The sequence below is a fragment of the Actinokineospora lacus genome (assembly GCF_053813445.1).
In genome coordinates this window covers 356,131-371,945 of record NZ_JBQERA010000004.1, presented here as the reverse complement: position 1 = coordinate 371,945, position 15,815 = coordinate 356,131, and the positions used below count along the sequence as shown (strand labels likewise).

Here is a 15,815-nt window from a genome sequence, read left to right as displayed (position 1 = left end):
GTTGGCGCGGTCACCGCGGGTCGAGGTCGAGGCGGGTTTTGAGGTGGGCGACCAGGTCCGCTGTGGAGGGGTGGTCGAACACGAGGGTGGTGGAGAGCTTGAGATCGGTGTCGGCGCTGATCCGGTTGCGGAGTTCGACCGACGTCAGGGAGTCGATGCCCATTTGCTCGAAGGCGCGGTCGAGGTCGATGTGGTCGGGGTCGGGGTAGCCGAGCACGGCGGCGGTGTGGGTGCGGACCAGGTCGATGAGCACAGTGGACCGTTCGGTGTCGGTCAGGGGGGCGAGTCGTTCGCGCAGGACGGCGGGGGGCTCGGCCGGGACGGCGGGTGCGGCCTGCGTGGGAGCGGGGCGGGTGCGGGCGGGTGCCGGGCGGGACAGCAGGGGTGCGGTCAGGGCGCGCAGGACGGCGGGCAGGTGCTCGGCGTGGGTGGCGAGGGCGGTCGGGTCGAGTGGGGCGGCGACCACGGCGGGGGCGGCCTGGGCGAGGGCGGCGTCGAACAGCGCCATGCCGTGCTCGGTGGTGATGGGGACCAGGCCCGAGGTGCGCATGCGGCGGTGGTCGGTCTCGGTGAGGTGGGCCGTCATGCCGCTGGCGTCCGCCCAGAGGCCCCAGGCGATGGACGTGGCGGGCAGGCCGAGGGCGCGGCGGTGGTCGGCGAGGGCGTCGAGGAAGGAGTTGGCCGCGGCGTAGTTGGCCTGGCCCGCCGCGCCGCTCGCGCCCGCGAACGAGGAGAACAGCACGAACGCCGTCAGGTCGAGGTCCTTGGTCAGCTCGTGCAGGTGCCAGGCCGCGTCGGCCTTGGGCCGCAGGACCGAGTCGAGCCGGTCCGGGGTGAGGGTGGCGGCGAGGCCGTCGTCGAGCACGCCCGCCGCGTGGACGACCGCGGTGAGCGGGCGCTCCGGCGGGATGGCGGCCAGCAGGGCGGCGACGGCGGCGCGGTCGGCGGTGTCGCAGGCGGCGACGGTGGCGCGGGCCCCGAGAGCGGCCAGGTCGGCGACCAGATCGGCCGCGCCCGGCGCGTCCGCGCCCGTCCGGCTGACCAGCAGCAGGTCGCGGACCCCGTGGGAGCGCGCGAGGTGGCGGGCCACGTGCGCGCCGAGCACGCCGGTCCCGCCGGTGATGAGCACGGTCCCGGTGCCGGTGGCGGGCACGCTCAGCACGACCTTGCCGACCGCGCGGGCCTGGGCGAGGAACCGGAACGCTTCCGGGGCCCTGCGGATGTCCCACACCGTCAGCGGCGACGGCCGCAGCGCGCCCCGGTCGAACAGCTCGAGCACGGTGGCCAGGATCTCCCGCATGCGCCCCGGGTCGGCGCCATCGACGCCGTCGGTGCGGGCGAGGGTGGTCAGGTCGTAGGCGTGGTAGGAGATTCCCGGGCGCGCGGCTTCCACCGCGGCGGCGTCGCGGATGTCGGTCTTGCCCATCTCCAGGAACCGGCCGCCGGGGGCCAGCAGGGCCAGCGAGGCGTCGGTGTACTCGCCCGCGAGGGCGTTGAGCACGACGTCCACGCCCCGCCCGGCGGTCGCGTCCCGGAACGCGCCTGCGAAGTCGAGGGTCCGGGAGCTGGCGATCCGGTCGGCGGGGACGCCGAGGGCGCGCAGCGCGGGCCACTTCGCGGGGCTGGCCGTGGCGAACACCTCGGCGCCCAGGTGCCGGGCGAGCCCGATGGCGGCGGTGCCGACGCCGCCCGCGCCCGCGTGGACGAGGACGGTGTCGCCGGGGCGTACCTGGCCGAGGTCGACCAGCCCGTAGTAGGCGGTGAGGTGGACGACGGGGACGGCCGCGGCCTGCGCCAGGGTCCAGCCGTCGGGCACGCGGGCCAGCAGCGCGCGGTCGGCGGTGGCGGTGGGGCCGAACGCGCCGTCGAAGTAGCCGAAGACGCGGTCGCCGGGGACCAGGTCGTCCACGCCCGGGCCGGTCGCGGTGACGATGCCCGCGCCTTCCGCGCCCATGCTGATGTTGCGTTCGGGGACGACGCCGAGGGCGATCAGCACGTCACGGAAGTTCAGACCCGCCGCGCGCACGGCGACCCGGACCTGCCCGGGGCCCAGCGGGGCGTCGTCGTCGGGCAGGGTCACGACGGTGAGGTCGTCCGGCGCCTTGTGGGTGCCGGGGGCCAGCCGCCAGCGGCCGTCGGGCAGCCGCAGGGCGTCGGCGGGGGCGGGGGTCAGCCGGGGCGCGGTCGCGGCCCCGTCGCGCAGGGCGAGCTGCGGTTCGTCCGTGGCCAGGGCGGCGGGCAGGGCCTTGAGGGACGTGGGGCGGTCGTCCAGGTCGATCAGGACGAACCGACCCGGGTTCTCCGTCTGCGCTGAGCGGACGAGGCCCCACGCGGCGGCAGCGGCCGGGTCGGGCTGCTCGGCCGCCGTGGTGGCGACCGCGCCATGGGTGACCAGGGCCAGCCGGGCGTGTGCGACGCGGTCCTCGGCCAGCCAGGAGCGGATCAGGTCGAGGCAGTGGTGCACCAGGTCGCGGGTCCGCGCGGCCAGGTCACCGCCCGATCCGGCGGGCAGCACCGCCACGACGGTGTCCGGGACCCCGGCGGCGACCAACGCGGCCAAGTCGGCGTGCGCACTGCCCGCCACAGTGGACAGATCACCATTGGGGTCGGTGTTCGTTGCGGTGGGCAGGTCACCGTTGGCAGGGACGTGGATGGTGAGGGCAGTTCTGGTGACGCCGGAAGTCACCACAGTGGACAAGTCACCGTTGCGGGTGACGCCGGTGTCGAGCACCGCCGAGTTGGCGGTGGGCACGTCGATGCTGAGGGACGCCGGGTTGGTGGGGCTGGGCACCACTGTGGACGGACTGGTGCCCAGTAGGGCGAGGGCGGTGGGTTGAGTGGGGCTCGAAAGGGGGAGGGTGGTCCACTCGATGCGGAACAGGCCGTTTGGGGTGGGGGTCAGTGGGCGCAGGGCCAGGGATTCGATGGTGATGACGGGGTGCCCGGCGGGGTCGGCGACGGTCATCTCGGCTGAGTCGCCGGTTGTGCGGAGGCGGACCAACGCGGGTGGGCCGCCGGGGTGGGTGCGGACGCCGGTCCAGGCGAACGGGAGCACGGGTGGGGAGCCGTCCAGCACGCCGAGCAGCAGTGGGTGCAGGGCGGAGTCCAGGGCGGCGGGGTCGATGGTGAAGCCTCGGCCTGAGGGCGGGGCGATCTCGGCGATGAAGCCGTCGGTGGTGCGCCAGGCTCGGCGCAGGCCGCGGAAGGCGGGGCCGTAGCCGAATCCGGCGGCGGCCAGGCGGTCGTAGACGCCGTTGATGGTGATTTCGCCGGACTCCGGGCGGGTTACCGGGGGCTCCTCGTCGGGGCTGGCGGTGGATACCGTGCCGCTTGCGTGGCGGGTCCAGGTGTGGTCGGCGCGGGAGTGCACGGCCACGGGGCGCCTGCCCGCGCTGTCTGCCGGGCCGAGGATGACCTGGAGGTCGACGCCGCCGGTCTCGGGCAGCGGCAGAGACGCGGTGATGGTGAGGTCGTCGACCTGGGCGCAGCCCGCGTGGTGGGCGGCGTGCAGGGCGAGTTCGACGAACGCCGTGCCCGGCAGCAGGGCCGATCCGCGCACGGTGTGGTCGGCGAGCCAGGGGTGGGTGTCGAGGCCCACCCGGCCGCTGAACAGGGTGTCGCCGGTCGCCGCGTCGATCGCGGTGGTGAGCAGCGGGTGGCCGGGCGGGTCGATCCAGTAGCGCTGCCGCTGGAACGGGTAGGTGGGGAGGGCGACCCTGGTCGCCCCGGTGAACCGGGAACCCCAGTCGACGTCGACGCCGGAGGTGAACGCCTCCGCGAGGGCGGTGACCATCCGCGCGGGGCTGCCCTGGTCGCGGCGCAGGGTGCCGGTGACAGTGGCGTCCGCGCCCGCGTCCTCGATCGTCCGGCCGACGGCGGCGGTGAGGACCGGGTGCGGACTGATCTCCACGAACGCGTCGTGGTGGTCGTTGAGCAGGGCCCGGATGGCGCTGTCGAGGCGCACGGTCTGGCGCAGGCTGCGGTACCAGTAGCCCGCGTCGACCTCGTGCTCGCCGACGAGGTGGGCGGTGACCGTGGACATCATCGGCACGGTGGGCCGCAGGGGCCGCACCGGCGCCAGCAGGACGGCCAGGTCGTCCTGGATGCGCTCGACGTGGGCCGAGTGCGAGGCGTAGTCGACGGGGACGACCTTGGCGTTGACGCTGTCGGCGACGAGTCGCGCGTGCAGCGCGGCCAGCTCGGCGGCGTCACCGGAGACCACAGTGGACTCCGGGCCGTTGACGGCGGCGACCGACAGCCCGGCGGTCAACAGGGATTCGGTCTCGGCACGGGGGAGCGGGACCGCCATCATGCCGCCCGCGCCCGCCACGGCGAGCAGGGCACGACTGCGCAGGGCGACCACTCGGGCGGCGTCATCGAGGCTGAGCGCCCCGGCGACGCAGGCCGCGGCGATCTCGCCCTGGGAGTGGCCGACCACGGCCGCGGGCTCGACACCGCCCGCCCGCCACAGCGCGGCCAGCGAGACCATCATCGCGAACAGGGCGGGCTGGACGACGTCGACCCGGTCGAGCGCGGGAGCCGAGGGCGCGCCGCGCAGGACGTTGGTCAGCGACCAGTCCACATAGGGTGCGAGGGCGCGTTCGCAGTCGGCGACCGAGGCCGCGAACACCGGCTCGGCCAGCAGACCGGCGCCCATGCCCTGCCACTGCGCGCCTTGGCCGGGGAAGACGAACACGACCTTGCGCCGGGCGCGGACGACGCGGCCGGTGGTGAGGGTGGGGGCGGGCTCCCCCTTGGCGAGGGCATCGAGGCCCCGCAGCAGGGCCGCGCGATCACCGACGACGACGGCGCGGTGCTCGAAGACGGAGCGGGTGCCTGCCAGCGACCAGCCCGCGTCGTACGGGTCGGCCTCCGCGAGGGCTGGTCGCAGCCGGGCCGCTTGCGCCCGCAGCGCGGCGGCGTCGCGGGCGGTGACCACCCACGGCACCGGCTCGGTTTCGGGAATGGCCGGCATTCCGCTGCCTTGGGCTTGCAGCGCGGCGAAGTTGTTGGCGGTGGCTGTTTGGGGTACTGGTTCGGTTGCCGCGGTGGGGGGGACTTGGGTTCGCGGTGCGCTGGGGCTGCTGGCGGTGGCCTGTGGTTCGGTGGCTTGGGCTCGTTGCGTGGTGGTGGTTGTCCGAGGTGTGGGGGCTTCCTCGATGATGATGTGGGCGTTGGTGCCGCTGATGCCGAAGGAGGACACCGCCGCTCGGCGGGGGGTTTTGGTGCGGTGCCAGGGTTGCGGTTCGGTGAGCAGGCGCACGGTGCCTGACGACCAGTCGACCAAGGGGGTGGGGGTGTCCACGTGCAGGGTTCTGGGCAGGGTTTCGGCGTTGAGGGCGCCTACCATCTTGATCAGGCCGCCCACGCCCGCGGCGGCTTGGGTGTGGCCGATGTTGGATTTCAGGGAGCCCAGCCACAGCGGGCGGTCGGGGTTGCGGGCTTGGCCGTAGGTTGCCAGCAGGGCCTCGGCTTCGATGGGGTCGCCGAGTCGCGTGCCGGTGCCGTGGGCTTCCACTGCGTCTACATCGGACGGTTGTAGGCCCGCGTCGGCCAGGGCGCGACGGATCACTGCTTGCTGGGAGGTGCCGTTCGGGGCGGTGAGGCCGTTGGAGGCGCCGTCCTGGTTGACGGCGCTGCCCCGGATGACGGCGAGTACGCGGTGGCCGTTGCGCTCGGCGTCCGAGAGGCGTTCCAGCACCAGGACACCGGCGCCTTCGGCCCATCCGGTGCCGTTGGCGGAGGCGTCGAACGAGCGGCAGCGGCCGTCGGGGGACAGTCCGCGGAGACGGCTGAACTCGATGAAGGTCCCGGGTGTGGCCATGACGGTCACACCGCCCGCGATGGCCGTCGAGCACTCGCCGGAGCGCAGTGCCCGGATGGCGGAGTGGATCGCCACCAAGGATGAGGAGCAGGCGGTGTCGACGGTGACGGCGGGGCCGGTGAAGCCGAACTGGTAGGCGACCCGGCCGGACAGCACGCTGCCGAGGTTGCCGGTGAGCAGCAGGCCCTCCAGGTTGGCGGGCATGCGGTCGGCGCTGGGGGCGTAGTCGTGGTACATCAGCCCGGCGAACACGCCGGTCTCGGAGCCGCGCAGTGCGGTGGGGTCGACGCCCGCGTCCTCCAGTGCTTCCCAGGTGGTCTCCAGCAGCAGCCGCTGCTGCGGGTCCATGGCCAGCGCTTCACGCGGGGAGACCTCGAAGAATCCGGCGTCGAACTGGTCGGCGTCGAGCAGGAACCCGCCCGCGCGGACGGTGCTGTGGCCCGCCCGGTCCGGGTCGGGGTCGAACAGGGTGGTGGGCCAGCCGCGGTTGTCGGGGAAAGCGGTGATCGCGTCGCCGCCGGAGGCGACCAGGTCCCACAGCTCCCGCGGCGAGGTGACGCCGCCCGGGTAGCGGCAGGCCATGCCGACGATCGCCACCGGTTCGTCGGCGGGCGCGGTTCGCACGGCGGCGACCGGGGCGGGCGCCGCGGTGAGGCGGTCGGCGAGGTGGGCGGCCAGCGCGTCCGGGGTGGGGTGGTCGAACACCAGAGCGGCGGGCAGTCGCAGGCCGGTCGCGGCGTCGACGCGGTTGCGCAGCTCGACCGAGGTCAGCGAGTCGAAGCCGAGTTCGCGGAACGTGCGCTCGGTGTCGAGCGCGCCGGGGTCGGCGTGGCCGAGCACGGTGGCTGCGGCGGCGCGCACGACACCGAGCAGGGCGCGTTCCCGCTCGGCGCGGGGCAGGGCGGCCAACTCGGGGACGGGGCCGCGGGCGGTCGGGCGGGGGGCGGGGCTGCTGAGGCGCACCTGCCGCCGTAGTACGGCGGGTACGCGGGTGGCGGTGGGGGCCAGGCGCACCGGGACCAAGACCGGGTCGGGGTGGGCGAGGGCGGCGTCGAACAGGTCGAGCGCCTGGGTGTGGTCCAGGGGCAGGATTCCGTCGGTGGCGAAGCGGGCGGTGTCGCGGCCCGCCAGTCCGGCGCCCATGCCCGCGTGGTCGTCCCACAGCCCCCAGGCCAGGGCCGTCGCGGGCAGGCCGAGGGCGTGCCGGTGCTCGGCGAGGCCGGTGAGCGCGGCGTTGGCGGCGGCGTAGTTGGCCTGGCCCGCGGTGCCGGTCAGGCCGGACACCGACGAGAACAGCACGAACGCGGTCAGGTCGCCGGTCAGCTCGTGCAGGTTCCACGCGGCGTCGGTCTTGGGGCGCAGCACGGCGTCCAACCGCTCGGCGGTCAGCGCGGTCAGCACCCCGTCATCGAGCACGCCCGCGGCGTGCACCACGGCGGTCACCGGGTGCTCGGCCAGCAGGGCGGCGAGGGCGTCGCGGTCGGCGGCGTCACACGCGGCGACGGTGACGTGCGCGCCCAGCTGGCGCAGGTCGGCGGCCAGTGCGGTGGCGCCCGGGGCGGCAGGGCCGCGGCGGCTGGTCAGCAGCAGGTCCCGCACGCCGTGGGTGAGGACCAGGTGACGCGCCAGCAGCCCGCCGAGCCCGCCAGTGCCGCCGGTGATCAGGACGGGGCCGTTTATGCCGGAACCACCCGAGCCGATGCCGTCCCTGGTGACAGCGCCGAAGTCGGTGGCGCGTGAGTCGGTGTCGCTGGAGTCGGGATCGCCTGCGTTGGTGCCGCTTGGGTGGGCGTCGTTGGAGTTGGTGCTGCCGGTGTTGGCACTGGTCGGGTCGGTGCTGCCGGTGTTGGCAGCGCCTGAGTGGGTGGTGCTGGGCGGGGTGGGGACTGGCTCCAGGTGGGGGACGGACAGGACGCCGTTGCGGAGTCGTTGGCGTGGGGCGTTGGCGACGGTGGAAGTGGTGGGGTCGTCGGTGTCCACTGTGGCGAAGCGGCCTGGGTGTTCGGTTTCGGCTGAGAGGAAGAGGCCCTGGATGGCGGCTACCGCTACGGGGTTGCCGTGGGCGGCCAGGACCAGGCGGGACTGGGCGAAACGGGGGTTGGCCAGCCATGCCTGGGCCATTGCCAGGGCGCTGTGGGTGGCGGTGCGCACGTCTGGGCAGGGGAAGGGGATCAGGGCTGTGGGGGGTGCGGTGTTGGCGGCGGACAGGGTGTTCCAGTCTGGGAACCAGGTGGCCTCGGTGGTGGCTGGGTGTGGGGTCCACTGGAGGCGGAACAGGGTGCCTGCGCGGTCGTCGGATGCCGGGCGCATGGTCAGGGTCGTGACGGCTGCGACCGGTGTGCCTGCGTTGTCGAGCAGGGTTATCGAGCCGTTGGCCAGCCGGACGCGGGTTGCGGTGGCGCCGGGTGCGGGCAGGGTGACGCCGTCCCAGGAGAACGGCAGGACCGGGCGGGAGCCGGTTAGGACGTCGAACAGGAGGGGGTGCAGGGCGGCGTCGAGCAGGGCCGGGTGGATGAGGAAGCCGTCGGCTGGGGGAGCGGCCAGTTCGGCGAACAGGTCCTCCCCGCGCCGCCAGACTCGGCCCAGGCCGCGGAAGCTGGGGCCGTAGGCGTAGCCGGCGGCGGCCAGGTTGTCGTAGACGCCGTCGGTGTTGAGTTCGACTGCGTCGTTGGGCGGCCAGAGGGGTTCGCCCTGCGGGGCGGTCGCGCCGGTGGTGAGGACGGCGGTGGCGTGGCGGGTCCACTCGGGCTCGCCGTCCGGGCGGGCGTGCACGGACAGGGTCCGGCGGCCGTCGGCGTCGGCGGGGGCGGCGATCAGTTGCAAGTGGACGGTGCCGGTGGCGGGCAGGACGAGCGGGGCGGACACCACCAGGTCGTCCACCCGGTCGTGGCCGGTCTCGCGGGCGGCGCGCAGGGCGAGGTCGGCGAACGCCGCGCCGGGCAGCAGGACGCGGCCGAGTACGGCGTGGTCGGCCAGCCACGGGTGGTCGGCCAGTGACAGCGAGCCGGAGAGCACGGTGGCCCCGCCCTCGGCGAGTTCGGCCACCGCCGTCAGGAACGGGTGGTCGGCGCCGGACTCGCGGCGCGTGGCGGTGAGCCAGAACCGTTCCCGCTGGAATGGGTAGGCGGGCAGGTCGACCCGGACTGGCACGTGGCCTGCGAACACCCGGTCCCAGCCGACCTCCCCGCCGCGGGTGAACACCTGGGCCAGGGCGGTGAGCAGGGCGGCGGGCTCGGGGCGGTCGTGACGCAGCGCGGGTACGGCGGCGAGGGCGTCGTCGGTGGCGGCGACCTGGGAGGCGAGCAGGGCGCGGGGGCCGAGTTCGACGACGGTTCCCACGCCGTGAGCGGCCAGCGCGCGGACACCATCGTGGAAGCGGACCGCGTCGCGGACGTGGCGCACCCAGTAGTCGGCGGCGAAGTCGCCATGGGGGTCCAGTGTGGACACCAGTGGCACGGTTGGCGGGTGGTAGGTCAATCCGGCGGCGACTCGGGCGAACTCGGCGAGCACCGGGGCCATCAGCGGGGAGTGGAAGGCGTGGCTGACCCGCAGGCGGCTGGTGCGCCTGCCCAACCCAGCGAAGTGTGCGGCGATCCCGTCGACGGTCTCGGCCGCCCCGGACACCACCACCGACGTCGGCCCGTTGACGGCGGCGATGCCGGTGTCGGCGGTCAGGTGCGCGGCGAGTTCGGCCTCGGTCGCCTCGACGGAGGCCATCGCCCCGCCGTCGGGCAGGGCCTGCATGAGCCTGCCGCGGGCCGCGACCAAGGCACAGGCGTCGGGCGGGGACAGCACGCCCGCGATGTGGGCCATGGCGATCTCACCGATGCTATGTCCAATGAGGACATCGGCGCGCACGCCCCAGCGCGCCAGGAGGTCCGCCAGGGCCACCTCGACGGCGAACAGCGCGGGCTGGGTGTACTCGGTGCGGTCGAGCCGGGCCGGGTCATCGCCCCACATGACCTCGTACAGGGGGGTCGGCAGGTGCCGGTCCAGTTCGGCGGCCACGGTGTCCAGCGCGCGGGCGAACTCCGGGACCGCCGTGTGCAACTCCCGCCCCATGCCGAGACGTTGGGCGCCCTGGCCGGTGAACAGGAAGGCCAGCCGCCCGCCGCCGCCAGCGCCGGTGGTGAGGTTCGCAGCGGCCCGGCCTTCGAGGAGGGCGTCGAGACCGGTGAGCAGGGTGTCACGGTCGGCGCCGATGACGACGGCACGGTGGTCGAGGGTGGCGCGGGTGGTGGCCAGTGACCAGCCCGCGTCGCGCGGGTCGGCGTCGGCGAGGGCGGTCCGCAGCCCGGCGGCCTGGGCCCGCAGCGCGGCGGGGTCGCGGGCGGTGACCACCCAGGGCACCCAGCCCGTTTCGTGCCCGCGTTGCGGTGGCTGCGGGGTGCTGCGGGCGGTGACCGCCTGGTCCGGTTCGCGCTCGCGGGACGGCGGCTGGCGGGTGTCGTGGGTGGTGACCGCCTGGCCCGGGTCGCGTCCCGGTGGCTGTTGGGTGGGGGCTTCCTCGATGATGAGGTGGGCGTTGGTGCCGCTGATGCCGAAGGAGGACACCGCTGCGCGGCGTGGTGCGTCGGTGGTGGGCCAGGGCTGTTCGTCGGTCAGGAGGCGCATGGTGCCCGCTGACCAGTCGACCAGGGGGGTGGGCGCGTCGACGTGCAAGGTCTTGGGGAGGCGGTTCGCGTGCAGGGCCTTGACGACCTTGATCACGCCGCCCACGCCTGCCGCGGCTTGGGCGTGCCCGATGTTGGACTTCAGCGAGCCCAGCCACAACGGCCGGTCCGGGTCGTGGGCGCGGCCGTAGGTGGCCAGCAACGCCTCGACTTCGATCGGGTCGCCCAGTTTCGTGCCGGTTCCGTGGGCTTCCACAACGTCCACATCGGACGCGTCCACGCCTGCGTCGGCCAGCGCGCGGCGGATGACCGCCTGCTGTGATGTGCCGTTCGGGGCGGTGAGGCCGTTGGACGCGCCGTCCTGGTTCACCGCGGAACCCCGGAGCAGCGCCAGCACGCGGTGGCCGTTGCGCACCGCGTCCGACAGGCGCTCCAGCACCAGCACGCCCACGCCCTCGGCCCACCCGGTGCCGTCGGCCGACGCGGCGAACGAGCGGCAGCGGCCGTCTGGCGAGAGCCCGCGCAGCCTGCTGAACTCCACGAACATCCCCGGCGACGACATCACCGCGACGCCGCAGGCCAGCGCGGTGGCGCACTCGCCGGAGCGCAGTGCCCGGATGGCGGAGTGGATCGCGACCAGGGATGAGGAGCAGGCGGTGTCGATGGTGACGGCGGGGCCGGTGAAGCCGAACTGGTAGGCGACCCGGCCGGACAGCACGCTCGGCGTGCCGCCGGTCAGGGCGTACCCCTCGACCGGGCGCGGCGCGTCCTGCATGCGCGGCCCGTACTCCAGCGGGGACGCGCCCACGTACACCGCGGTGTCGGAGCCGCGCAGGGCGGCCGGGTCGATCCCGGCGTCCTCGACGGCGTGCCACGCGGTCTCCAGCAGCAGCCGCTGCTGCGGGTCCATGGCCAGGGCCTCGCGCGGGGAGATGCCGAAGAAGGCGGCGTCGAACTCGCAGGCGGCGGCGAGGAAGCCGCCGCGGCCGACGGTGCTGCTCCCCGGCCGGTCCGGGTCGGGGTCGACCAGGTCGGCGGGCCAGCCGCGGTCGGCGGGGAACGCGGTGGTGGCGTCGCCGCCCGTGGCCACCAGCCGCCACAGGTCATCCGGCGACGCGACGCCACCCGGGTAGCGGCAGGCCATGCCGACGATGGCCACCGGGTCGTCGGCCGCGATGGTCGGCGCGGTGGGGGTGGCGGGGCCGTCCTCCTGGGTGTCGGCCAGGAGGCGGTCGACCACGGCGGCCGGGGTCGGGTGGTCGTAGGCCAGGCCGCTGGGCAGGGCGATGCCGGTGGCGGCGGCGAGGGAGTTGCGGAACTCCACGGCCATGGGCGAGTCGAACCCGAGTTCGGTGAACGGTGTGCGCGGGTCGACCGCCTTGTCCTCGGGCAGCCCGGTGGTGGCCCGCACGTGCGCGAGGACGAGGTCGGTCGCCGCCTGCCGGGACAGGGCGGTCGGAGCGGGCCCGCGGGTATCGCTGACTGCCTGCTCCGCGGTGTACGTGGGGACCGCGTTTGAGTGTTCACCCCGCACGCCCGCCGCCTGCCCGGACAGGGCGGCCGGAGTGGGGTCGGCGTCGACCGTCGGCTCTGCGGCGTCCGCGCTTGCCTGCGGGGCTCCGGTGGTGTCCAGCCAGTAGGGCTCGCGTTGGAAGGGGTAGGTGGGGAGGGCGGGGCGGGGGCCGTCGCCGGTTGTCGTGGTCCAGGTGACCGGGAGGCCGCGGGTGGTCAGGTGGGCCAGGGCGGTGAGCACGCTGTCGACGGCAGGCCGCTTGGTCCGCAAGGCGCTGAGCGCCAGGCTCGCACCCGCCTCGGGCAGGCACCGGGGGACGAGGGCGGACAGCACCGCGCGCGGTCCCAGCTCCAAGTAGGTGCCCGCGCCCGCGGCGTCGAGGGTGCGCACGGCGTCGAGGAACCGCACGGGCTCGCGCACGTGGGTGACCCAGTAGTCCGGTGTGGACATCTCGGCCGGGTCGACCGGCCGTCCGGTCACGGTCGAGACGATCGGCAGGCGGGCCCGGCCGTAGGACACCGCGGCGCAGGCGGCCGCGAAGTCGGCGAGCATGGGCTCCATGAGCGGGGAGTGGAAGGCGTGGGTGACCGCCAGCTCGCTGGTCCGGTGGCCGCGCTCGCGCAGCCGCGCGGCGACCTCGGCGACGGCGGGTCCGGCTCCGGAGACGACGGTCGCGCGGGGCCCGTTGACGGCCGCGACGGCCGTCCCGGCGACGAGCAGGCCCGCGACCTCGTCGGCGGGCGCGGCCACCGACACCATGGACCCGCCCGGCGGCAGCGCGCCCATCAGCGCGCCGCGGGCGGCGACCACCGCGCACGCGTCGGGCAGGGACAGCACGCCCGCGACGTGGGCGGCGGCGAACTCGCCGACGGAGTGGCCCGCCAGGAACGCCGGGACCACCCCGAAGGACTCGACGAGCCGGTACAGCGCGACTTCGAGGGCGAACAGGGCGGGCTGGGCGTGCTCGGCGCGGTCGAGGCCGTCGCCGGTGGTGATCACCTCGGCCAGCCCGCGCCCGAGCAGCGGGTCGAACGCGGCGCAGACGGCGTCGAACGCCTCGGCGTAGGCCGGGAACACCTCCAGCCCCGCCCCCATCCCGACGTGGTGCGCGCCCTGCCCGGTGAACAGCACGGCGAGAGCGCCCGGGTCCGGCCGCCCGCGCACGACGCCGCTGTGCGGGGCGCCCGACGCCACGGCGGCCAGACCCGACAGCGCGGCGGAGCGGTCCCCACCGAGGACGACGGCCCGGTGCTCGAACAGCGTGCGCGTCGAGACCGTCGAGCGAGCCGCGTCCATGATGGACAGATCGCTGTCCAGTCGTTCCCGGAGCCGCAAAGCCTGATCGCGCAGGGCTTCCTCGGTACGGCCGGAGACCACGAGCGGCGCGGGCACGGGCAGTGGCGCCCGGCCGGGCGCGGTGTCCGCCAAAACGGGCGGGGAGGACAGCACGACGTGGCAGTTGGCGCCGCCCATGCCGAACGAGCTGACCCCGGCGACCAGGACCTCGCCCGCCCACGGCTCGAACCGCTGCTGCACGGCCAGGTTGAGCCCGTCGAGGTCGATGTCGGGGTTGGGGCGGCGGTAGTTGAGGCTCGCGGGCAGCGCCCGGTTCCTGATGCTCAGCACCACCTTGGCCAGCCCGGCCAGGCCCGCGCCGCCTTCGAGGTGGCCGATGTTGGTCTTGACCGAGCCCACCCGCAGCGGCCCGGCCGTCCGCGCCGCGCCGAGCACCCGGCCCAGCGCGGCGGCCTCGACCGGGTCGCCCGCCCTGGTGCCGGTGCCGTGCAGCTCGACGTAGCCCACGTCGGTGGGGTCGACGCGGGCCCGCCGGTACGCCGCGCGCAGCAGGTCGGCCTGGGCGTCCGCGCTGGGCAGGGTCAGCGCGGAGCCGGTGCCGCTGTTGACCGCGCTGCCGTCGATCACGCACAGCACGTCGTCGCCGTCGGCGAGCGCGCGGGCCAGCGGCTTGAGCAGCACGGCCGCGCCGCCCTCGCCCCGCACGTACCCGTTGGCGCGCGCGTCGAAGGTGTGGCAGCGCCCGTCCGGCGACAGCCCGCCCCAGCGCTCGGACACCACCGCGGTGTCGGCGAGCAGGCACAGGTTGACCCCGGCGGCGACGGCGGTGTCCGCCTCGCCGCGGCGCAGGCTCTCGCACGCCAGGTGCACCGCCACCAGCGACGACGACTGCCCGGTGTCGACGGTCATGCTGGGCCCGGTCGCGCGCAGGAAGTGCGAGAGCCGGTTGGCGATGACGCCGCGGTTGGCCCCGGTGGCGGTGTGGCTGCCCACGGCGGTGGCGATGTGGCGGTAGGCCAGGTGCGCGTAGTCGTCCCACATGGTGCCGACGAACACCCCGAGCCGGGTGCCCGCGACGGCGGCGGGCAGCACGCCCGCGTGTTCGAGCACCTCCCAGCCCAGCTCCAGCACCAGGCGCTGGCGCGGGTCCATGGCGGCGGCCTCGCGCGGGGAGATGTGGAAGAACTCCGGGTCGAACCGGTCGACGCCGTCGAGGAAGGAGCCCCACGCCCCGCCGCGCTCCGGCGGGGCGTGGCGCACGGTGTGCCCGCCATCGCGCAGCAGCCGCCAGAAGGCGTCCGGGCCGTCGGCCTCCGGGAACCGGCAGGCGATGCCGATGACCGCCACCGGGCCGCCGGGTCCATCAGGTGCGTCGTGCGCGTCCGTGATGCCGTGCATGCTCGGTCCCACTCTCCACGTCGCTTCTGCCGGTCAGTGGCGGGCTGCCCACGCCGGGACCTCGGTGATCTCCAGGACGGCGCAGCCCCAGCTGTAGCCCGCGCCGATGCCGACCAGCACCACCCGGTCGCCGGGACGGGCGCGGCCGGTGGTGACCAGGTGGTCGAGCCCGCCGATCTGGTCGCCCGCCCCGAGGTGGCCGACGGTGCGGCCCCAGTCCCACGCGGTGCGCACCGCCGCGATGCCGAACGGGTCGTAGTAGAACGCCTGCAGCCGCAGTCGGCCGAAGTTGGGCAGCACCACCCACTCGGCGTCGGCGAGGTCGAGGTCGGCCTCGGCGAGGGCGTGCTTGATGACCACCGACTGGCCCTCGGTGAGCTTGCCCAGCGAGTACGGCACGCCGTGGGCCCGGTTGAACGCCTTGGTCGCGGCCTCGAAGTCGATGGGCACGCGGTGCGAGAGGGGGGCGTCGCCGAACGGGTCGTCGCCGCGGTGCATGGGCTCCAGCTCGGGGTCGGAGTGCATGGCCAGCGACACGAGGCGGGCGAAACCGCCGCGGCGGGACAGCACGAGCGCGGTGCCACCGTCGGCGTAGGCGGTGCCGGGGTCGACGCGCCAGCGGTCGAAGCCGGGCGGGCAGTAGCGGTCGCCGGTGGTGACCAGCGCGTCGCGGCGCCCCGGGTCGGCGGCGAGGTAGGCGGCGGCGAGGTCCAGCGCGGCCAGCGCCCCGTTGGACATCTGGCGGATCTCCACCGCGGGGCGCTGGTTGGCGATGGTCTGGCCCTGGATGTAGGAGGCCACCGCCCAGGCGTCGTGGCCCTGGTAGTAGGTGTTGGCGTGCAACACGATGTCCACATCGGACGGAGTGGACCCGGCCCGGGCCAACGCGGAGCGGGCGGCGAGCACTGCCATCTCCGGAGCCGACTCGCGCTCGGAGACGGCCACGGACACCATGTCCGCGCGGGCGGGCAGGGCAGGCGGGCACTCGCCGGACTCGACCAGGTCGGCGAGCGGGCGCCGGGGCGGCAGCCAGGCGCCGGTCGCCATGATGTGGACGTCGTCGTACCTCAAGGGGTTCCTCCACCTCGTGTGGACTCTGCAAGCCCCAGGTCGTTGTCAGGTCGTGTTTCAGGTGTGGCGTGCGGGAGAGTCGTGACTGGCGCGGCTATGC

At 74.9% G+C, this 15,815-nt stretch carries 2 protein-coding genes; both read right to left on the bottom strand.

All coding sequences use genetic code 11. The features are described 5' to 3' along the window. Positions 1-10: 10 nt before the first annotated feature. Positions 11-14,644, bottom strand: coding sequence for an SDR family NAD(P)-dependent oxidoreductase (locus ACTG9Q_RS12575; protein ID WP_455572899.1), 14,634 nt, complete (start codon positions 14,642-14,644; stop codon positions 11-13). A 33-nt stretch (positions 14,645-14,677) separates the two neighbouring features. Further along, positions 14,678-15,715 (bottom strand): ketoacyl-ACP synthase III family protein, encoded by a 1,038-nt coding sequence (locus ACTG9Q_RS12570; RefSeq protein WP_455572898.1) that lies wholly within the window; start codon positions 15,713-15,715, stop codon positions 14,678-14,680. Between the last annotated feature and the right edge of the window lie 100 nt (positions 15,716-15,815).